The 21,702-nt window shown below is 58.5% G+C and carries 16 protein-coding genes; 8 read left to right on the forward strand and 8 right to left on the reverse strand.

The genetic code is table 11. The features are described 5' to 3' along the window. Window positions 1-83 precede the first annotated feature (83 nt). The 4 genes from BQ5379_RS03755 to BQ5379_RS03770 all read right to left on the reverse strand — a co-directional run bounded on the left by BQ5379_RS03755 (window position 84) and on the right by BQ5379_RS03770 (window position 4,163). Window positions 84-1,277 carry an alpha/beta hydrolase family protein gene (locus tag BQ5379_RS03755; protein WP_071134200.1) on the reverse strand — a complete coding sequence of 398 codons (1,194 nt, stop codon included), beginning with the start codon at window positions 1,275-1,277 and terminating at the stop codon, window positions 84-86. A gap of 258 nt (window positions 1,278-1,535) precedes the next feature. Beyond that, a complete protein-coding gene (locus tag BQ5379_RS03760; protein ID WP_071134201.1) occupies window positions 1,536-2,159 on the reverse strand; it encodes a carbohydrate-binding family 9-like protein in 624 nt (207 codons plus the stop codon). Next, a complete protein-coding gene (locus BQ5379_RS03765) occupies window positions 2,152-3,252 on the reverse strand; it encodes a phosphotransferase enzyme family protein (RefSeq protein ID WP_071134202.1) in 1,101 nt (366 codons plus the stop codon). Before BQ5379_RS03765 ends, BQ5379_RS03760 begins: the two co-directional genes overlap by 8 nt. Before the next feature lie 323 nt (window positions 3,253-3,575). Further along, window positions 3,576-4,163 carry a superoxide dismutase gene (locus BQ5379_RS03770; protein WP_071134203.1) on the reverse strand — a complete coding sequence of 196 codons (588 nt, stop codon included), beginning with the start codon at window positions 4,161-4,163 and terminating at the stop codon, window positions 3,576-3,578. 109 nt (window positions 4,164-4,272) lie between these two features. Here BQ5379_RS03770 and BQ5379_RS03775 point away from each other — a divergent pair, with 109 nt between their 5' ends. From BQ5379_RS03775 to BQ5379_RS03790, 3 genes are all read left to right on the forward strand, one after another. After that, window positions 4,273-5,409: an ABC transporter substrate-binding protein gene (locus tag BQ5379_RS03775; protein WP_071134204.1), complete on the forward strand. Its 1,137-nt coding sequence runs from the start codon at window positions 4,273-4,275 to the stop codon at window positions 5,407-5,409. 971 nt (window positions 5,410-6,380) lie between these two features. Next, window positions 6,381-7,274 (forward strand): hypothetical protein, encoded by an 894-nt coding sequence (locus BQ5379_RS03785; RefSeq protein WP_071134206.1) that lies wholly within the window; start codon window positions 6,381-6,383, stop codon window positions 7,272-7,274. Between the two features lie 420 nt (window positions 7,275-7,694). Next, complete coding sequence (locus BQ5379_RS03790) at window positions 7,695-8,099, forward strand: RNA-binding S4 domain-containing protein (RefSeq protein WP_071134207.1); 405 nt, start codon at window positions 7,695-7,697, stop codon at window positions 8,097-8,099. A gap of 574 nt (window positions 8,100-8,673) precedes the next feature. Here the strand turns inward: BQ5379_RS03790 and BQ5379_RS03795 are convergent. Together BQ5379_RS03795 and glyA are read right to left on the reverse strand one after the other, a co-directional pair. Next, entirely contained in the window at window positions 8,674-11,055 is a 2,382-nt protein-coding gene (locus BQ5379_RS03795) for a family 20 glycosylhydrolase (RefSeq protein ID WP_071134208.1), read from the reverse strand. Window positions 11,056-11,265: 210 nt separating this feature from the next. Further along, a complete protein-coding gene (glyA, locus tag BQ5379_RS03800; protein WP_071134209.1) occupies window positions 11,266-12,546 on the reverse strand; it encodes a serine hydroxymethyltransferase in 1,281 nt (426 codons plus the stop codon). A 157-nt stretch (window positions 12,547-12,703) separates the two neighbouring features. Between glyA and fabG the strand changes: the two genes are divergently transcribed. Beyond that, window positions 12,704-13,450 carry a 3-oxoacyl-[acyl-carrier-protein] reductase gene (gene fabG / locus BQ5379_RS03805; protein WP_071134210.1) on the forward strand — a complete coding sequence of 249 codons (747 nt, stop codon included), beginning with the start codon at window positions 12,704-12,706 and terminating at the stop codon, window positions 13,448-13,450. A 569-nt stretch (window positions 13,451-14,019) separates the two neighbouring features. On the opposite strand, the gene ahcY is transcribed toward fabG, so the two are convergent. Together ahcY and BQ5379_RS03815 are read right to left on the reverse strand one after the other, a co-directional pair. Further along, entirely contained in the window at window positions 14,020-15,423 is a 1,404-nt protein-coding gene (gene ahcY / locus BQ5379_RS03810) for an adenosylhomocysteinase (protein WP_071134211.1), read from the reverse strand. Next, entirely contained in the window at window positions 15,407-15,814 is a 408-nt protein-coding gene (locus tag BQ5379_RS03815; protein WP_071135533.1) for a riboflavin kinase, read from the reverse strand. Before BQ5379_RS03815 ends, ahcY begins: the two co-directional genes overlap by 17 nt. 65 nt (window positions 15,815-15,879) lie before the next feature. On the opposite strand from BQ5379_RS03815, the gene BQ5379_RS03820 reads away from it, so the two are divergent. The 4 genes from BQ5379_RS03820 (at window position 15,880) to BQ5379_RS03835 (ending at window position 21,495) form a co-directional block, all read left to right on the forward strand. Beyond that, on the forward strand, window positions 15,880-16,464 hold the full coding sequence (locus BQ5379_RS03820; RefSeq protein ID WP_083377565.1) for a MerR family transcriptional regulator: 585 nt from the start codon (window positions 15,880-15,882) through the stop codon (window positions 16,462-16,464). A gap of 375 nt (window positions 16,465-16,839) precedes the next feature. Continuing rightward, window positions 16,840-17,961 (forward strand): Nif3-like dinuclear metal center hexameric protein, encoded by a 1,122-nt coding sequence (locus tag BQ5379_RS03825; RefSeq protein ID WP_071134213.1) that lies wholly within the window; start codon window positions 16,840-16,842, stop codon window positions 17,959-17,961. 29 nt (window positions 17,962-17,990) lie between these two features. After that, window positions 17,991-18,761 (forward strand): zinc ribbon domain-containing protein, encoded by a 771-nt coding sequence (locus BQ5379_RS03830; protein ID WP_071134214.1) that lies wholly within the window; start codon window positions 17,991-17,993, stop codon window positions 18,759-18,761. A gap of 193 nt (window positions 18,762-18,954) precedes the next feature. Next, window positions 18,955-21,495, forward strand: coding sequence for an endonuclease MutS2 (locus tag BQ5379_RS03835; protein ID WP_071134215.1), 2,541 nt, complete (start codon window positions 18,955-18,957; stop codon window positions 21,493-21,495). Window positions 21,496-21,702: the final 207 nt, after the last annotated feature.

The following is a 21,702-nucleotide window of genomic DNA, read 5'->3' on the forward strand; positions in this document are numbered from 1 at the left end:
TCATTTTCCTGTTCAGGTTCCCGTTCATGCGGCCGCCCACCAAAGACCGACTCACACGCCCCCGGAACCGTACCAAAGGGGAACTACATCTGGGTTACCGTAGCCCCATCGGCACTTTTTTCGATTTTCAGCACCACGGGATAGGGGGTATCCAGGCTGAATTTGCTCTTGTTGAGCGGGGTATTGAGCGACGAAGCCGAACGTACGAAACGTTCCGTTGCAATCGTCTGATCACCGAGCACGACCGTTACCGGTTCGTCCAGGTTGAGCAGCTGGTCGTTGAGACCGATCAGCACCACCGGCGAATCGCTCTGCTCGATGCGCAGGGTCTGACCGTCGATTTCGGCCACGATTTTATTGCCCTGCTGGCGGCATTCGGTCGGAACACCCACCCAGTAGAAGTTGTCGCGCAGCACGTCGTCCTGCACCCAAACGACCCGTTTGGGATAGAGGTTGCGGGTAAACTGAGCCATCCACGGCACAGCAATCGTGTCGCGGCGCAGCATCCAGTGGCCGCAGTCGTCGTAGATGTGCGTATCGTGAACGTAAGAACCGTCGCCTTCCGCCGTTGCGAGGCTGTCGAGCAGCGCGCTGTATTTCTTAGCTAGGTTGTTGCGGTCGTATGCAGCATCCTGTCCGCCCATGTAGATGGCGAAGGGCAGGTTACGCAACGACTCCATCCGAGCATCGCCCGGGTGACCGGCCATCATCGAAGCGGCTGCCCAGTGGTCGGCCAAACGCGGAGCCAACTGATACAGACCGTCGCCGCCGGCCGAGTATCCCAGAATATAGACTTTGTCGGGGTTCACGTTTTCGAACAACACGGCCGATGCGATCGTTTTACGCAGGAAGTCGTCCATGTACTCCTGGTGCCACATGTTCCAGCTGTCGGTTGGGGAACGCGGCACGAAGTAGAGGCCTTCGGCCGGAGCATAAAGCACCTTCTGGTTATCCCACTGCTGGTCGTTGACTTCGGGCGGAGCTCCGCCGCCACCATGCAGCGAGATATAGAGGCTGCGTCCGCCCTGGGGAGCCTCCGTCGGGCCGTAGATCGTGTCCCAGAACTTCATGCGATAGTCGCCGTTGGTGAACTCGTGGTTCTGCCACTCCTGAGCCAGCACCTGACGCAGGCTGTCTTTCCGAGCGTCGAGAATGGCCTGAGCCTGAGCATCGCTCTCCTCGCGGCTGAGCGACGGAGTCGACGAACAACTCGTCAACGCGATGCCGCCGAGCATCATGCCGACCGCCATCGCGGAAAAGAAACGTTGGGTATTCATCGGGTATTCGTTTAACGTATTTTAAAAAGGTATCGGTTGTTTACTTGTTTGTCAGCCCATACATCCCCGCCACTGCTCACCCCCATCGCCTCATGCCACCGCCGAACTCCCGAACCGCGACCGTTTACAGTCCGCCGAGTCGGGAATTGTCATTCGGGCTACCTCTCCATCTCCCCAATCGCCATCTTCACGATCTCCGTCTCTGCAATCGCCGTCTCCGCAATCGTTCTTCGCTCCGCCCCCCTGCCGGTCGTCCGACTATTCGAACTCTACTTCGCCAAAGAATTGGGGCACGTGGAAGTTCGGTTTTTCGGTACGGATCGGCTGCCACGACAGGAAGTGGGGTTTCGACAGGTTGTCGCCGCACTTATATACATTAGCCCGTGCGCGCACACCGTCCAGCGACTGGAAGTTGTGAGCAAAGAAGGCGGAAACAGGAATGGCCACATTCAGTTCCCACGAGTTGTCGCCGCGCCGCTCTTCGAAATTGGCATCGCCGAGCGACGAGCTACGCAGGATGGAGGCCATCACCTCCGGCGTGGCATGCGTCACGTCGGGTTTCGTTTTGCGGAAGCCGAGCAGCGCCTTGCCGATGCAGGAGAATTCGAAATTGTAGTAGCCACGGTCGTCGAACGAGATGAAGAATTCGACGGCAGAATCGGTCCACACCGGGCCATTGTCTTCGGTCACCACCGCCATCGTGCACTCCTCCTCGACGCGGAACGTGAGCAGCAGGTGCGTACCGTTGTGGGCCGCAGCGAAGGTCACTTTCGGAGCATAGGGAAACTCCTGCGCCCAGTTGTTGCAGGCCACCGGCTCGGCCGGCACGCCGACCAGCTCCCTGGGAGCCGCCGGCACTTCGATTTTGCGAATCTTAAGCATAGCGTTCCAACTCCTCTTTTACGATGCGCTGCATCTCGGGATACTGTTCCTCCATGCTCTGCAGGAGTTTGTACTGCGCCCGCGTGCGGACCAGGTTGTGGTCCGGCGACTTGGTTTTGTAGTAGTGGTCGCCGTCGATGTAGTCCATCAGGAAGCGGAGCACCTGTTCGTAGGTGATGTATTTGGCCGAGAAGGCGAGGTATTCGGCCTCGGCAGGAGTCAGGAAGGTGTGGGTCTCCGAGAGATAGCCCTGGGTGTAGGCCTTGAAAATGTCGAGACTCATGGAGACGCGGTCGAGGTTGGGATCGTCTTCCAGACCCGTGTTGGTGTAGGAGCGCATGGCGTCGCCGTAGTCGTTCAGACAGGTCGCCGAGAGCACCGTATCGAGGTCGATCACGCACAGCACGTTACCCTGCTTGTCGAACAGGATATTGTTGATTTTCGTATCGTTGTGGGTCACACGGGTCGGGATCGTGCCGTTTTCGACCAGCGTCCAGAAGGCGAGCATCTCTTCGCGGCGTTCTTCGATCCAGCGGATCTCTTCGGCCACCTCGGCGGCGCGTCCCACGGGATCCTTGGCCAGCGTTTCATCCCACTGTTTGAAACGGAAACGAATGTTGTGGAAGCCGGGCAGAATATCGGTCAGCGGCTCCTTGAAGTCGGCCAGCATGGCCTGAAACATGCCGATCCCTTTGCCGCCCTGGTAAGCGAGTTCGGGCGTATCGGCTTTCTGATAGGCCACCGTATCGTCGATAAATTCACACACGGCCCAATATTCGCCCTGATCGTCTTTGTAGTAGAGTTTTCCGTCGCGGGCGGGGGTCACGGTCAGCGCTTCGCGACGCGGATTCCCGCCGCGGGCGATAATCTTGTTCTTGAGGTGGTTGGTCACCCGCACAATGTTCTCCATCATGGCGGGGATGTTGGTAAAGATATTCTTGTTTTTCCGCTGGAGAATATAGTTGGGATCCTTGGCCGAAACCGTTTCGATGATGAAGGTATCGTTGATAAAGCCTTCGCCCAACGGGCGGACGACAGCGATTTCGCCGTCAATCTGGAACTTCTCGGCGATAGTACGTAAAGTTTGGTTCATGGGGTTCAGGTTAGTTTTAGTCGTAATTGTACCGTTCTCAGAGATCGGTTCATCGGATAAAGGTAATTGTTTTTTGCGAATTTTCGCGAACGCTCCGGAGAATCGCCCCGCTTTTGACCGCATTTCTTCCCCTCCTCGCCTCCACTCCGATGGTCAATCCACCGACCGATCCCTTTCTAAAGAGCGCAGTTTCGGTTCCCATGCTTCCCCACCCGCACGCCGCTCAAGACATCGAAAAATGCTGCGTCAAAAAACAAAAAGACCGCCCCGGCATATTGTATGCCGTGGGCGGTCATTCATTTTTAGGCCGGGGCGGGGTTTCGTTACAACGTATCCTCGTAGCGTTTTTCGATCACGCGCCAATCCACCAGATTCCAGAGACCGGCCAGAAAATCGGGACGGCGGTTCTGATAGTCCAAATAGTAGGCGTGTTCCCACACGTCGGCCGTCAGCAACGGAGTAGCTCCGGTCTTGAGCGGATTCAGCGCGTTGGATCCTTGGGAGATCTCCAGTGAGCCATCGTCACGCGCCGACAGCCACACCCATCCGGAACCAAACAGTGTAGCGCCAGCCTTAACGAAAGCCTCTTTGAAGGCGTCGAACGACCCGTACGTATCGTCGATAGCCTTGGCCAGTGCACCGGAGGGTGATTTCTGGCCGTTGGGCGCCAACTGGAAGAAGAAAAAGATGTGGTTCCACGCCTGTGCCGCGTTGTTGTAGACCGGTCCTTCGGCCTTGCGGACGATCTCTTCGAGGGTGTCGTTTTCGAGCGGCGTACCCGCGATCAGACTGTTCAGATTATTGATATAGGCCGCTTCATGTTTGCCCCAGTGGAATTCAATCGTGCGGGCGCTCATGGCCGGTTCCAGTGCGTTGACGGGATATGGCAGGGCAGGAAGTTCGAATTTCATGATGTATCGTTTTTAAGTGTTAAACGAATGTTGATTCATTGTTTTATATGAAATGCAAAATCCGTTCCAAAGCCATTACCTTTGCCCACATAATCAAAACGAACCGCGCATGATACGCCATACCATACTATCGATCAGCCTGTTGGCCTCCCTCTTTATCACGACCTCCTGCGGCAGCGGCTCAGGCCGTTCAACCGCCACGGAGGGCGACACCCTCCGTCCGCTGTATGAAGCCCGCCACGCCGAGCGCTTCGAACTGTTGACCGACGACCGTGGTCCCGTTCTGCGCGTCCGCTCGCCCTGGCAGGGTGCCGACAGCATCTGCTACGACTACCGGCTGGTCGCCGACACCACACGTGCCCTGCAGACCGACGAGATTCGCTGGCCGCTGCGCCGCGTCGTCTGCATGTCTTCCACCCACATCGCCTTCCTCGACGCCGTGGGGCAGGTCGACGTGGTAAAAGGTGCCTCGGGACTCGACTTTATCACCAACCCGGCCATCCACAGCGGCGATGTGCGGGAGGTGGGCTACGACAACCAGCTCAACTACGAAACCATCGTGGCTTTGCGTCCCGACGTGGTGTTTGTCTACGGACTGACCGGCGAGAATGCTGCCGTCACGAAACTTCGCCAACTGGGCATCCCGGTCGTCTACATCGCCGACTACCTGGAGAACGACCCGCTCGGACGTGCCGAATGGATCGTGCCGTTCGGGCTGATGACCGGCCGCATGGAGGAGGCAGTGGCCCAGTTCATGCACACCGAGAATGAATATTCGGCCCTGGCCGAAAGCGTAGCCGGTTCGACCGATCGTCGGCCCCGCGTGATGCTCAATGCTCCGTATAAGGACGTATGGTATCTGCCGGGCGACCGGAGTTACATGGTCCGGTTGCTGAACGACGCCGGCGGCGACTACCTCGGCAAAGGCGAAGACACCGACGTGAGCCGTCCGGTGAGCGCCGAGAAGGCTCTGCTGCTGATGGCCGAAGCCGACTACTGGCTCAGTCCCGGCATGGCCCGCGACCTGTCGCAGCTGCGTGCCGACAACCACCGTTTCGCAACGCTGCCGGTGGTTCAGGACGGCCGGGTGTACAACAACAATGCCCGCATCACCCCGATGGGAGGCAGTGATTTTTGGGAATCCGGAGCCGTCCACCCCGACATCGTGCTGGCCGATCTGATCCGGATACTCCATCCCGACCTGCTTCCCGCCCACGAGTTGTACTATTTCCATCAGTTGAAATAGAGTTTTGCAGAGGGATTTCCGACACAGACTGTGGTTTCAGGTTCCATTCAGACATTTCAACCTGTTTCAGAATCTACCACAATCTCGAACAGCCGCAATACATAAACTGTGGGATGACCTCTATTCGAGGCAATACCACTCTGTCGGTGTGGCCGAAGCCACCGCCCGCCCGGCGTGAGGGCAGTTCCATATTGTTCACGAAGTGCTGTATTCAAAAGCCCGCGAACGCGATAAAGAGAGAAACGAACGATTTGCTCAGCGGCGAATCGTTCGTTTCTCTTTGAGCGGGCTTTATTATTTTAGATAAAACGTTCTTCGACTGCCCTGCGCGGGCGGCGGCCGCGTGCTCGCGGCGGAGCGGGCGATACTGCGTATCGCTTGTTTCATCTTCACTGCGGCGAAGCATTGAGAAGCATTACCTCAAACAGCCGTATTCGCACAATTTCGGAATGACCACTATTCGAGGCAATACCACTCTGTCGGTGTGGCCGAAGCCACCGCCCGCCCGGCGTGAGGGCAGTCCCGTACTGTTCACGAAGTGCTGTATTCAAAAGCCCGCGAAACGCGATAAAGAGATAAACGAATGATTCGCCCAGCGGCGCGAATCGTTCGTTTATCTTTGAGCGGGCTTTATTTCGTGCGGACAAAAACGCTCTTCGACTGCCCTGCGCGGGCGGCGGCCGCGTGCTCGCGGCGGAGCGGGCGATACTGCGTATCGCTTATGGCGTTAGAAACCTCTCTGACGGGGTGCCCGAAGGCACCGTGCTCGCGGCGGAGCAATAACTTGCTTTGCATCGACAGCCAACAACGGAATTTACCTCACCTCGAATATCTCCCAAGGAACGATTTACAAACATCCGACCGCTCAATACTCTTTTTCACTATCTTTGATTCGTTTTCGAAATGTCGCATCTTCTAATCCCGCTGTCTTCTTTCAACCACAATAATCCACCACTAACCCCAAATTCACCATGAAACTGCATCCCCTCAAACTATGGCAACTCAGCCTGGCACTACTGCTGACAGGCTGCGGCTCCACCCCTACCGAACCGACCTTCCCCGAACAACCCTCCCGCGCAGCCAACGAAGGCTTCCAATGGGAAGAGATCCGCGGTGCCGGTCTTCGCCTTTGGACCCAGTACAACGACCACCTGCAAGTCGTAGCCGACAACCGTCTGCCCGGTCTGTGGGTCGAGCGGAACAGTGACCCGTCCACCCGTACCCTGGCGGTCCGCATTTTCGAACTGCCCGGCAACGACATCAACAGCCTGCTCCCGCTACTGCAACAAGAGCCGGGATGGGACGCCAGCCAGACCTGCACTTTCGAGGAGACCCCGTGCGACCGCCCCGGCGTCAAACGCTACCGGCTCGTTCCGACCGGTTCGTATGCCGACTCGATCCGCCAGCGCAGTTCTCAAGAACCGATTCCGGTCACCTGCAACGGTTGGGGCATGGGCAACAGCGGCATCCGCTACTTCGAAGTACACGCCAACCGTCCCGACCGGGCGCTGTTTCTCGAAATCGGTCAGGACGCCCCACTGTATGACGAGCAGAGTATCGTTTTCGACGACTCGCCGATTCCCACCGCCGACTCCGTTCAGCGAGTCACAGGCCAACTGATCATCGGCCACGAAGTACGTTCCTTCACGGCTGACAACGATACTGTCGAATATTGGGTCGTTGACCGGAGCGGACGACTGGCCGAAGCCTACGACAGCCTGACGGGCGGCGTAAAAAATGGCACCCCCGTCCACGCCGAACTGCGGGTGATCGACCGCGGAACGACCGACGAAGGGTTCGCTGCCGAATATGCCGGCGTTTATCAGGTCGTGGAAGTGATCGGCCTGCAACCGCTCCAAAAGTAGCGCCGACACGAAACAACCGACCGCCATCGGCACCGATTGTCAGCGGAACCGCCCCGACGCATAGCCATGCAAACACGCGCCGAATACACGCTGACCGCAAGCTAAAGATTTCGCCCCACCCCACCACATTCGGATTCCGACAGCTACCCATCTCGTTTCCACGTGTAGCGTTTCACTAACGGCAACCGATAGCCCATTATGCCGGCGCTTTAAAATTTTCGTTAACTTAGCCCGTCCAAAACGGGTTGCCGCCAGTCTGGACCGAGCATCCGGACTGGCGGTTTCGTTCGGCTGCTACCACAATATTAGGGACAACACTGCCGACCGACATCCACCCCGCAACATTCGGCAACGGAGCGCCAACTCGCCACAAGAGGACACGACGAGCACTCCGTCCACCACCCAAAGCATCCACCCACCATGGCAGAAGGAGTACGCATCGACAAATGGTTATGGTCCGTTCGGCTGTTCAAAACACGCAGCGACGCGGCCGAAGCGTGCAAAAGCAATCGAGTGCTGATCGACGGCAAACCGATCAAACCGTCGCGCGAAGTGCGCGTCGGCGAAGTCGTATCGATACGGAAGATGCCCGTTGTATATAGTTTCCGGATTTTGGAGTTGGTCGCCAACCGCCAGCCCGCGAAAAACGTTCCGCGCTACATCGAAGACGTCACCCCGCAGGAAGAGTTGTTGAAACTGGAGATGGCCCGTGCCGGAGCCTTTGCCGTCCGCGACCGCGGTATGGGACGCCCCACCAAGAAAGAGCGTCGCGACATCGAAGAGCTGCTGGCCGAGTTGGGCGAGGACGACGCATTCGACGACTAGCCCTCGCCCACGGGACCTCCCGCCGAAGAAACTCCCCCAAAAAACACAGAAGGAGAGGAACTCTGTCAACGAGAGATTTCCCCCGGAATTCTTCACACAGGATCTTCCCTTTCCTCCGTTTTCGACACATTCCGCAGTTTGTCCTCCGATCAACAATCACAACAAAAGAGGCGGGGCCGGGCCTGCACGGACCCCCCCCTTTTTTTTGCTTTTCCACCCGTCTCTTTTTTACACCAAAAGTGTATAAAAGAAAAGCCCCACCCCCCCCCAACCACACAAAGTAACGCCCGCCCTAACGCAAACCCCCTTTAAAGGCTCCAAAGACCCCCACCTCTCCCCGATATCCCCTTGCCCTGCCCCGGGGGGGGGGGTCTGTCCGCTGGGGTGCCACAAAAAAAAACAGAAGAAAAGGAACTCTACCACGGATATATTCCCCCCGTATTTCTCCACACAGGCTCTCCCCTTCCCTCCTTTTCCCACACATCCCGCATTTTCCCCCCCAAACAAAAACCAAAAAAAAAGGGGGGGGTCCGTGCATGCACGGCCCCGCCTCTTTTGTTCGCTTTACAGCAGGTTACTTCGCCTGATGAGTCAGCTGAGTCGGAGCGACTTTGACGTAACGATCCGACGAAGGAGCTTTCACATAGAAGGTGATTTCGTTCCAGCCATTGGGCCATCCGTGTTTGATCATATCGTTGAATACCAGTTTGAACGGATGTTTTCCGGCCGCCATGGCACGGGTAGTTTTGTGACGCTGGAAGCGGCTGGCGCACTCCTGACCGTTTTTCACGAGCAGTTCACCATCGATCCAGAGTTCGTCCATATCGGTCGTGAAGCCATAGACACCGTCTTCGGGCAGATCCACAAAGCCTTCGTAAACGAGCAGTGCATTGTCATCGGGACCGGCACCCGGTACGCGGCCATGTTTGAAGTAACGGATCACGGTATCCTGGCCGAACTGGGCCGCAGCGACCTGTTCGTCGGTCACGAACAGACCCGGAGCGATACGCATCACGATACCCGAATCGGCCTGAGCCACTTCGGTAGCGGGTTTGAGCGACTGTTTTTCGACGCGGATGGTGCGTACGTTGCTGAGTTTGCCCTGAGGCAGGAGCGTAGCGATGTTGATGGTCACGGGTTGGTCGCCGCCGATCATCAGCGTATCGGTATAGCGTGCGGACTCAGCCGTAGGCATCGAACCGTCGAGGGTATAGACCATCGGCAGGTTGCGGGTGTTGTTGAAGGGCACGGCCACCGAGTCACCGGTGAAGGCTACCAAGTCAACCAGCGTACCTTCGGGCATCGGGATGTGGTAGGTGATGTCGTGGTAGTCCAGACGCACCTGAGCATTGACCAGACGACGCTGGAAGTCGTTCCAGTCCTTGTTGCCGGCCGGCGACCAGTCCACTTCGGCCAGAGCCAGCGTACGCGGGTAGTACATATACTCGCGCTGGGTATCCGAAAGGATGTATTCGGCCCAGAGGTTACCCTGCACACCGATGATATATTTGCCGATTTCGGCCGGCATCGTGTCGGGCACGGGGTTGTAGCTGTAGACTTTTTCCACGGTCGAATAACCGCCGATCGCAGCAGGTTCCACTTCAGCGGCACCCTGCAGGTGGTCGAGGTAGAAACCGGCGCTGTTCGGGGTCATGATCACGTCGTGCTGCTGTTTGGCAGCGGCAATACCGCCAGCCTCGCCACGCCAGCTCATCACCGTGGCCGACGGAGCCAGACCGCCTTCGAGAATTTCGTCCCAACCGATAATCTTCTTACCGTGTTCGTTGGCAAATTTTTCGATACGGGTGATGGTGTAGCTTTGGAGCAGCTCCTCGGAGCTGTGTTTTTTGCCGTTGGCATCCGCTACGCGCGATTTCACATCAAGTCCCTCTTCTTTGATGCGTTTCTGGCAGTCGGGACACTCTTTCCAACGCCCTTTCGGACATTCGTCGCCGCCGATGTGGATATACTCGCCGGGGAAGAGGGCGAATACTTCGGTCAGCACATCTTCGAGGAAGTTGAAGGTAGCCTCTTTACCGGGGCAGAAGACATCCTCTTCGACACCCCAGATGATACGGGGCTGATCGAACGGGCCGCCGGTGCAGGAGAGTTCGGGATGCGACACCAGAGCAGCTTTGGCGTGGCCGGGCATCTCGATTTCGGGGATGATCGTAATGAAGCGTTCCTGAGCATAGGCAACCACCTCTTTGATCTGTTCCTGGGTGTAGAAGCCGCCGTGTTTCGAGCCGTCGCCTTCGGTGCGGATAGCGCCTTTTTCGGTCAGTTCCGGATATTTCTTGATTTCAATGGTCCACAGCTGGTCTTCGGTCAGGTGCCAGTGGAAGACGTTCATTTTGAACATCGCCAGCACGTCCAACTGTTTTTTGATGAAGTCCACGCCGGTGAAGTGACGGCACGGATCGAACATCACACCGCGGTACTGGAAGCGGGGCTGGTCCTGAATGGCAACAGCCGGGATGGTCCATTCAATGTTTTTGATTTTCTGCGAGCTTTCGATTTCGGCCGGAAGCAGTTGCAGCAGGGTCTGTGCCCCATAATAGGCACCTGCGGGAGTAGCAGCGGCAATGGTCACGCCCTGCGGGGTCGAGGTCAGCGTATAGCCCTCTTTGTTGGCGATATTGCTGTCGACCACAAAGCTGATATAGTTTTCGGCCGGAGCTTCCTGAGCGACTTTGAGGTCGTAACCGGCAGCGGTTTTGACTTTGGAGGCCAGCAGTGCGGTAGCCTGAGCGAAGTCGGGCGTAGCGCATGCGATGACGGTCGAGCCATTGAGGGTGAACGAGCCCTCGTTTTGGGTCATTTGTGCCGGTACGGGGATGATGTTGATCCCTTCGTTCCAGCTTCGGTTTTCGGGTGCCGAGCAGGCCGTCAGCACGAGCGCGGCAGTGGCGCAGGCCAACGTGGCAATACCCGACAGGCGAACTTGTCGTTTCATGTTGAGTATGGTTAGTTTTAGTGGTTAATAAATTTCCGTTTTGAAGCGGTGCCACAGGTTTTCGCGGGCCGGGCCACGAACCCTCTCGGACACCTTTGCATTGTTTACAGGTTTGGGGAAGAGCTCGTCACAAACTCTTCCCCAATCACCTTTCGGGGCTGTTTTTCGCCTCCCCTCCTCCGGACCGCCATGCGGACCGGGCGACTCACACTACCAGGCAAAAAGCGGGTAGTTGGCCATCAGGGCGTTCACCTCTTTGCGAACGGCAGCGATCACCTGTTCGTCTTCGGGAGCGTTCAGCACGCGGTCGATCAGCTCCACGATCACGGGCATCTGTTCTTCCTTGAGGCCGCGGGTCGTAATGGCGGGCGTACCGATACGGATACCGGAGGTCTGGAACGGCGAACGGCTGTCGAAGGGGACCATGTTTTTATTGGTGGTGATGTCGGCAGCCACGAGCGAGCGTTCGGCCTGTTTCCCGGTGAGTTCGGGGAATTTCGAGCGCAGGTCGATCAGCATCAGGTGGTTGTCAGTACCGCCGGAGATAATCTTGTAACCTTTGGCCACAAAAGCGGCAGCCATGGCCTGTGCGTTTTTCTGCACCTGTTTCTGGTAGGTTTTGTATTCGGGCTGGAGGGCTTCGCCGAAGGCTACGGCCTTGGCGGCGATCACGTGTTCCAGCGGACCGCCCTGCGCACCAGGGAATACGGCGCTGTTGAGCATGGCCGAAATTTTTTTGGTTTCGCCTTTGGGCGTTTTGACGCCCCACCAGTTTTCGAAATCCTTGCCGACGAGGATGATCCCGCCACGCGGGCCACGCAGCGTTTTGTGGGTGGTCGAGGTGACGATATGGGCATATTTAACCGGATTTTCGAGCAATCCGGCGGCGATCAGCCCGGCCGTGTGGGCCATGTCGATCCAGAGCACGGCGTTCACTTTGTCGGCGATTTCGCGCATGCGCTTGTAGTCCCATTCGCGGCTGTATGCCGAGGCACCGCCGACGATCATTTTGGGTTTGCATTCGAGCGCGAGGGCTTCCATTTTATCGTAATCGATCGTTCCGGTAGTTTCATCTACCTGATAACCAACCGGATTGTACAGAATCCCGGAGAAGTTGACGGGCGAACCGTGGGTCAGGTGTCCACCGTGTGCCAGGTCGAGTCCCATGAAGGTTTCGCCGGGTTTCATCACGGCCAGGAACACGGCCATATTGGCCTGCGCTCCGGAGTGGGGTTGCACGTTGGCATATTCGGCCCCGTAGAGTTGGCATACCCGGTCGATGGCCAGTTGTTCCACCTGGTCGATGACCTGACAACCGCCGTAGTAACGTGCATTGGGGTATCCTTCGGCATATTTGTTGGTGAGGACGGAACCCATGGCTTCCATGACCTCGTCGCTGACGAAGTTTTCGGAGGCAATCAGTTCGATGCCGTGCATCTGACGGGCGCGTTCCTGCCCGATAAGGTCGAAAATGGCTGTGTCGCGGTTCATTTCCAGTGTTATTAGTTTAGGTTAATCAGTATTCACAGAAGGGTAAATGATGGGGTAAAGGTATGTAAAATTTCAGAGCCATCCCACACTCACGTCCGATATGCGGGAAAAATATTATCTTTGCCTTAATTCGTATAACCAAACAACACACCGAAACATGAAACTTCTCGAAGGTAAAGTCGCCGTCATCACAGGCGCCGCACGGGGGATCGGTAAAGCCATCGCCCTGAAGTTCGCACAGGAAGGGGCCAACATCGCCTTCACCGACCTGAACGCAGACGACAACTTCCTCAATACCGAAAAAGAGATTGCCGCTCTGGGCGTGCAGGCCAAGGGTTACACCTCGAACGCCGCTGACTTTGCACAGGCCGGTGCCACCATCGAACAGATCGTCAAGGATTTCGGCAAAGTCGACATTCTGGTCAACAACGCCGGTATCACCCGCGACGGCCTGCTGATGCGCATGACCGAACAGCAGTGGGACATGGTGATTAACGTCAACCTCAAATCGGCCTTCAACCTGACCAAAGCCGTTCTGCCCTACATGATGAAACAGCGCTCGGGTTCGATCGTGAACATGAGTTCCGTAGTGGGTGTCAGCGGCAATGCCGGACAGGCCAACTACTCCGCATCGAAAGCAGGTCTGATCGGTCTGACCAAATCGACCGCCAAAGAGCTGGGTTCGCGCGGCATCCGTTGCAACGCTATCGCTCCGGGCTTCATCATCACCGACATGACCGGTGCTCTGCCTGAAGACGTGCGCAAAGACTGGGAATCGAAAATTCCGCTCAAACGAGGCGGTACCCCGGCCGACGTAGCCAACGTCTGCACCTTCCTGGCCTCCGACTTGGCAGGTTACGTGACCGGTCAGGTGATCCACTGCTGCGGCGGGATGAACATGTAACATGCACTCCCCGGCAGGAGTTATGTTAGAGGTAATACCCCTCTGACGGGGTGCCCGAAGGCACCGCCCGCCCGGCGTGAGGGCAGTTCCATACTGTTCTCTTCTCTATTATAGAAAACGAGCGATTCGCCACACGGCAAATCGCTCGTTTTTGTATACCACTTTTACTGAGAAAAAGCTCTTCGACTGCCCTGCGCGGGCGGCGGCCGCGTGCTCGCGGCAGAGCGGGCGATACTGCGTATCGCTTAGGTCTTTAGAAACCCCTCTAACGGGGTGGCCGAAGCCACCGCCTGCCCGGCGTGAGGGCAGTCCCATACTGCTCTCGATGCGCTGCATCAAAAGCCCGCGAAGCGAAAAAGAGAGAAACGATCGATTCGCCGCTGGGCAAATCGGTCGTTTCTCTTTGAGCGGGCTTCATTCTCATAAAAAACGCTCTTCGACTGCCCTGCGCGGGCGGGGCCGCGTGCTCGCGGCAGAGCGGGCGATACTGCGTATTGCTTGTGCATTAGAAACCCCTCTAACGGGGTGGCCGAAGCCACCGCCCCGGCGTGAGGGCAGTCCCGAACTGTTTAATAACGATAGAAATCAGCCTTGTAAGGCCCTTCGACCGGCACACCGATATACGCAGCCTGCACCGGAGTGAGCTGCGTCAGATGCACCCCGATCTGCTCCAGGTGCAACCGCGCCACCTCTTCGTCCAGGTGCTTCGGCAGACGATAGACATTCACCTCATAATCCTTCTGCCACAACTCGAGCTGTGCCAGCGTCTGGTTCGTGAACGAATTGCTCATGACGAACGACGGATGACCCGTTGCGCACCCCAGGTTCACCAGACGCCCTTCGGCCAGCACAAAAATCGAATGGCCGTCTTCAGCAAACGTGTACTTGTCGACCTGCGGTTTGATTTCGGTACGCACAGCCCCTTCGAAAGCGTTGAGCCGATCCATCTGGATTTCGTTGTCGAAGTGACCGATGTTGCAGACAATCGACTGGTCACGCATGGCCCGCATGTGTTCTAGCGTAATGATGTCACGGTTTCCGGTCGTGGTGACGTAGATATTACCGATCGGCAGCACATCTTCGACCGTTTTGACCTCGAAGCCCTCCATCGCCGCCTGCAATGCACAGATCGGGTCGATTTCGGTAACAATCACCCGCGCCCCGTAATGACGCATCGAAGCCGCACACCCCTTGCCCACGTCACCATAGCCGCAAACGACCACCACCTTTCCGGCAATCATTACGTCCGTAGCGCGTTTGATCCCGTCAGCCAGCGATTCCCGACAGCCGTACAGGTTGTCAAACTTCGACTTCGTTACCGAGTCATTCACGTTGATGGCCGGGAAGAGCAGCTCGCCCCGCTCCATCATTTGATAGAGACGATGCACACCGGTTGTGGTCTCTTCCGACACCCCGCGCAGCTCTGCCACCGTCGCATGCCACTTGCCAGGCTCTTCGGTCAGCGTCTGTTTGAGCAGTGAGAGGATGACCGCCTCTTCATGGTTGGCCGGCGTCTTGTCCAGCGTCGAGGGGTCGTTTTCGGCCGCATAGCCCTTGTGGATCAGCAACGTCGCGTCACCGCCGTCATCGACGATCAGGTGCGGTCCCTTGCCGCCGGGGAAAGTCAGCGCCTCACGCGTACACCACCAATAATCTTCCAGCGACTCGCCCTTCCAGGCGAATACCGGCACGCCGGCAGCCGCAATGGCCGCAGCGGCATGGTCCTGGGTCGAGAAGATGTTGCACGAGCACCACCGTACTTCGGCACCGAGTTCGACGAGCGTTTCGATCAGCACCGCCGTCTGGATCGTCATGTGGAGCGACCCCATGATCCGCGCGCCTTTGAGCGGTTTTTGCGGACCATACTTTTTGCGCAGAGCCATCAGCCCCGGCATTTCGTGTTCCGACACTTCGATCTCCTTTCGGCCCCAGTCGGCCAGTGCCATATCGGCAACCTTATAAGGCATACTCATTGCTATCTATGATTTTAAGTGCTTGTTTTCTATCATTTTCCATCGCCCCGCGTAACGCCTCGACCGAATCGAAGCGGGTTTCGGGACGCAGGAAGCGGAGCAAATCGATACGGATCTCGCGGCCATACAGGTCACCCCGAAAGTCGAGCAGCCACGCTTCGGCCTTGCAGGCCCCCTGCTCCTCGATCGTCGGCCGACGTCCCACATTCACCAGCGCCCAGTAGCGTTCGGCCGTATCTTCGAGCACAACGCGGGCCAGCCACACGCCGCCCATCCGGTGTTCGTCGAACTCCTGGGGGTCGACCCTGACGTTCGCCGTCGGAAACCCCAACGTGCGTCCGAGCTGTCGGCCCGGGAGCACCACGCCTCGTATGGTGATCGTCTTTTGCATCCGGGCGTCAAAGATACGGAAAAAATCACTACCTTGGCAGACGGAAACGAAACCGAAACACAGGCATGACCGACCCAAAGAAGCCCTCCCGTAAGATGTTTTTCAGCATGGGCGAAGTATCCGAGATGTTCGACGTAAACCCGTCGCTGATTCGCTTTTGGGAGAAACGGTTCGACGTGCTCAAGCCCCACAAGAACGCCAAGGGCAACCGGATGTTCACCCCGGAAGACGTCGAGAACCTGAAACTCATCTACCACCTGGTCAAAGAGAAGGGTATGACCCTGGCCGGGGCCGAGAAATACATCAAGGACAACAAGAACGCCCTTCAGCGCGACGTACAGATCCTCGAACATCTGGGACGGATTCGCGCCGCCCTGCTCGAGATCAAGTCCGAGCTCGGCAGTGAGACCACCGACACCGAGATCGTGGTACGCACCGAGGCACTGGCCGAAGCCGTCAACGAAGCCCTGCCCGAACCCGTCACCATCGAGGAAGCCCTCGACCAGCAGAGTGAGGCAGAGACTTCGACCGACGTTCAGCCCTCCGTTCCTGAAGCGGCAGCAGCAACCGAGACCGCACCGCAAACGGAGCCTCAAACAGCACCGGGACCCAAACCGCGTTACATCGAGCCCACCCTGTTCGATCTGTAGTCGTCGGAGCCCGCCGTGCCGGCCCATCAAATGAGCCCGATAGATGAATATGGGCACTTATATATTTAGAGAGATGGGATATTATTTAGGAACTATTTGCACCGGCCTCCAACAACAGGAAGATACCCCCGCCCAACCCGTCGCTCCTCTACTCTCCTGCATAGGTCTACGACCTGCAGAAAGTAGTATATTATAATAAGTAACCGGGCTATATATAGGTAACCGACATCCGGGCATGCGCAGCACACGTCCATCGACACGCCGCATCACCGGAGGCAGTCACAAGCCTGCTCCGTAAGCCCCACGCGGCCAAGCCCCCTCCGAATTTTGCCATCCGCGGAAGGAGTATCACAGCCTTCCGACCGATATATCGCCATGCCTACCCTTCACGACATCATCGCCCCGATCGAAGCCGCCGCCCCCCGCGCGTGGCAAGAGAGTTGGGACAACGCCGGCTGGCAAGTCTGCCCCGCCGATCCCCATACCACCGAATGCACCGGCGCCCTGTTGATGCTGGACATCACCGAAGCCGCCGTCGAAGAGGCCATCCGCGAAGGATTCAACCTCGTCATCAGCCACCACCCGCTGCTCTTCAAAGGGATCAAACGGCTGACCGGCAGCACCCCGCAGGAACGCATCGTCGCCACCGCCCTGCGCCACTCCATCAACCTCTACTCCGCCCACACCAACATGGACTCCGCCCCCGGCGGCGTCAACTACCGACTCGCCGAGCGGCTCGGACTGCAAAACATCCGCACCCTGGCCCCGCGCGCCAACGACCTGCTCAAACTCGTCGTCTACACGCCCCACGCCCATGCCGACACCGTTCGCGACGCCCTGTTGCAGGCCGGCGCCGGCCACATCGGCCGGTACGACTCGTGCAGCTACAACGCCGAAGGCTACGGCACCTTCCGCGCCGCCAGCAGCGACTGCCATCCCTATGTGGGCGAGATCGGCCAGCTCCATCGCGAACCCGAGACCCGCACCGAGACCGTCGTACCGCGCCACCTGCTCGGCAGCGTGCTTACAGCCCTGCGACGCGTCCACCCCTACGAAGAACCCGCCTACGACCTGATCCCGCTGGAGATGCCCAACCCGACCGTCGGTCTGGGATGCGTCGGCGACCTCGCCGCGCCGCTCACCACCGCCGACTGCCTGCAACAGATTGCCCGGGCACTCGACATCCCCTGCCTGCGCCACAGTCCGATTGCCACCGACCATGTCAGCCGCATCGCCCTGTGCGGCGGAGCCGGCGGCGAATTTCTCGGTGCCGCCATCGCCAGCGGTGCGCAGCTCTACCTGACCGCCGACCTCAAATACCACGAATTCCAACAGGGGAACGGCCAGATCACCCTGGTCGACGGAGGCCATTTTGAGACCGAACAACAGGTAATGGATGTTTTTTCTGAGCTCATATCGAAAAAATTGCCTAATTTTGCCATCCATCGGGCCACTGTGCCCTCCAATCCGGTGAGCTACCTGGTCCCGTCCCGATAACAGCAAGTTATACAAAGCGATACAGATACATGGCAACCAAAAGCAAAAGCACCGTCGAAGATCTCTCGACCGAGGAGAAAATCAGCGTTCTCTACGGCCTCCAGCAGATCGACTCCAAAATGGACAGCATCAACCACATCAAAGGTGAGCTTCCCTACGAAGTCCAGGATCTGGAAGACAACATCAGCGGTCTGGAGACCCGCATAGCCGGCTACACCGCCCAGACCGACGAGCTGGCCAAAGAGGTGAAGACCAAGAAAGAGGAGATCGAACAGGCCAAAGCCCTCATCAAGAAATACGAAGCCCAGCAGGACGACGTTCGCAACAACCGCGAGTTCGACTCCCTCTCCAAAGAGATCGAGTACCAGAAACTCGAGATCGAGCTGGCCGAAAAACGCATCAAAGAGTTCAACGCCGAGATCAAGACCAAGAAGAAACAGATCGAAGACACCAAAGAACTCCTCGAAGACCGTAAGGTAGCCCTCGAAGCGAAACGCGCCGAGCTCGAAAGCATCGAAGCCGACACCGCCAAAGAACTCGCCGAACTCCAGGCCCAGGCCGACGCTGCCCGTACCAAGATCGACGAACGCCTGCTGGCAGCCTACGACCGCATCCGCCACAACGTCCGCAACGGGCTGGCCGTAGTGACCGTCAAACGCGACGCCTGCGGAGGCTGCTTCAACCGCATTCCGCCGCAGCGTCAGCTCGATATTCGCATGAGCAAGAAAATCATCGTCTGCGAATATTGCGGCCGCATCCTCGTGTCCGACCTGCTCGACAAGGATACCGCCAACGAATAACCCCGTCGGGCGGAGCCGCAGAGAACCCAGAGGCCCAGAGAACCCAGAGAGCCTTGAGGGCCACAAAGAGCCACAGAGGATCCAGAGAGCTTTGAGAGCTGCAAAGGAGTCAGAGAGCCAGATGGACCCGGCCGCCGACCCGATTCTCTTCGCCGCCGGGAGCGGATAGGAGAGAACCAGACATTCACACAACATGACGATCTATCCCAAGGATTTTGAACAGCGTATCGGATTCGACAAGATCCGAGACGCTGTTTCACTTTTGTGCAACACCCAGGCCGCCCGCGAACGCGTACAGGCCGCCACCTTCACCACCGACCTGCCCACCCTTCGGCGCCTGCTGGGTCAGACCGCCGAGATGCGCGACATACTGATGCTCGAGAGCGACTACCCCGGCGCCACCAGCACCGACATCAACCTCTACCTGCGTAAGATCCGCATCGAAGGCACCCACCTCGACCCCGCCCAGATGGTCGACCTGCAACAAGCCCTCGAACAGCTTGCCCAGCTCACCCGGTTTTTCCGCGCCAAGCGTCAGGAAGGCAGCGACCCCTACCCGCTGCTGAGCGACCTGACCGATCCGGTCGAAGACTTCACACCCCACCAGCGTGAAATCAACCGCCTGATCGACCCCGACAGCGGCACCCTGCGCGACAACGCCAGCCCCGAACTGGCCCAGCTGCGCCGCACCCTGCGCGAGAAGGCCGGACAGGTCGACAAGCGGCTTCAAGCCATCCTGCGTCAGGCACAGGCCGCCGGTCTGGTCGACCCCGACAGCGAGATCTCTGTACGCGACGGCCGCACCGTGATCCCCGTGGCCGCCGTCAACAAACGCAAGATCAAGGGATTGGTCCACGACGAGTCCGCCACCGGCCGCACCGCCTACATCGAGCCCATCGAAGTGGTCGAACTCAACAACGAGCTGCGCGAACTCGAAAACGAAGAGCGTCGCGAGATCATCCGCATCCTGACCGCCTTCGCCGACCGCCTGCGCCCCGACCTGCCGCTGCTGCTCGCCGCCGGCGAGTACCTCGTCGAGATGGACTTCATACAGGCCAAAGCCCGTTACGCCCTCTCGACCGACTCCGTTCTCCCCGAGCTCGACGAAGCGCCCCGGATGCACCTGCGCCAGGCCCGCCACCCGCTGCTCGAGGCGACCCTCCGACGCGAGAACAAACCCATCGTGCCGCTCGACCTGACCCTCACGCCCGAGAAATACATTCTGCTGATCTCCGGCCCCAACGCCGGCGGTAAATCGGTCTGCCTGAAGACCGCCGGACTGCTCCAGTACATGCTCCAGTGCGGATGGCTCGTGCCGGCCGACAGCGACACCCGGATGGGGCTGTTCGACAGCCTCTTCATCGACATCGGCGACCAGCAGTCACTGGACAACGACCTCTCCACCTACTCGTCGCACCTGATCAACATGAAGACCCTGCTGCGCCACGCCAACGACCGTTCGCTGGCGCTGATCGACGAGTTCGGCTCCGGGACCGAGCCCGGCACCGGCGGAGCCATCGCCGAAGCCGTCCTCCAGAAACTCGAGGAGCGCCATGTGTGGGGCATCATCACCACCCACTACGCCAACCTCAAATACTACGCCGCCGGTGCACAAGGCATCGAGAACGGCGCCATGGCCTTTGACCTGCAAAACATCCGCCCGCTGTTCCGGCTCGAAATGGGACGTCCCGGCAGTTCGTTCGCCTTCGAGATCGCCCGCAAGATCGGCCTCCCCGAAGAGATCATCCGTTCGGCCGAGGGCAAGATCGGCTCGGCCCAGGCCAACGCCGAAAAACACATCCGCGAAGCCGCCCGCGACAAACGCTACTGGGAGTCGAAACGCGAACGCATCCGGCTGGCCGAGAAGAACATCGACCGCACCGCCGCCCAATACGAGCTGCAACTCTCCGAGATTCAGTCCGAGAAGGCGAAGATTCTGAAAGAGGCCCGCGCCGAAGCCGAAAAACTGCTGGCCGAAGCCAACCGCCGCATCGAGAACACCATCCGTGAGATTCGCGAGTCGCAGGCCGAGAAGGAGCGTACCCGCACCGCCCGCGCCAGCTTCGACGAATTCCGCAACCTGATCGCCGGCAGCGAGACCGCCCCGATCGCCGAAAAAGAGGACGCCATCGAACGCAAGATGCGACAGCTTCGCGAACGCGAAGCCCGACGCAAGGAGCGTAAAGCGCGTCACGCCGCCGAACGTGCCGCCGAGCAGGCCCCCAGTGAGCCCGCCAAGCCGCGCGAGATCGAACCCGGTTTCCATGTCCGCATCAAGGGACAGCAGACCATCGGCGAAGTACTGTCGCTTCAAGGCGCCAACAAAGCGACCGTCGCCTTCGGCCACATTACTACCGTCGTGGACAAATCGCGCCTCGAGATCGTCCCCCACGCCGAATACAAAAAGATGCAGCGGAACACGGCCGGCACCTCGCCCTACACCCTCGGCAACACCGACAACTACACCACCTCGAAACGCCGCCTCAACTTCAAACAACAGCTCGACATCCGCGGCATGCGCGCAGCCAAAGCGCTGCAGGAGGTGCAGACCTTCATCGACGAAGCGATCATGCTCGGTTTCCCGCAGGTCACCATCCTGCACGGCAAAGGGACCGGTGCACTGAAAGAGGAGGTGCGCCGCTACCTGCGGACCGTACCGCTGGTGCTCTCCGCCACCGACGAGCACGAAGAGTTCGGCGGCGCCGGCATCACCGTCGTGAGCCTCGATGTCTGACCCCGCCGCAAAACATGAGGCAGGCAGCCTGCACACGACACGAAGCCCCGAACCACCTTCGGCCCGTAGGTCCGAAGCACCCTACCTCAGCAAAAGCCGTCAGCACGAACCCGCCCCAAGGAGAACAAGCACCGACACGCCATTGCCGTATCGGAAAAAACCTTATCTTTGCGGGGTAATGTGCTCAGAGCACATCAAAGCGAAAAC

The sequence above is a fragment of the Millionella massiliensis genome (assembly GCF_900104655.1).
Lineage (GTDB): Bacteria > Bacteroidota > Bacteroidia > Bacteroidales > Rikenellaceae > Rikenella > Rikenella massiliensis.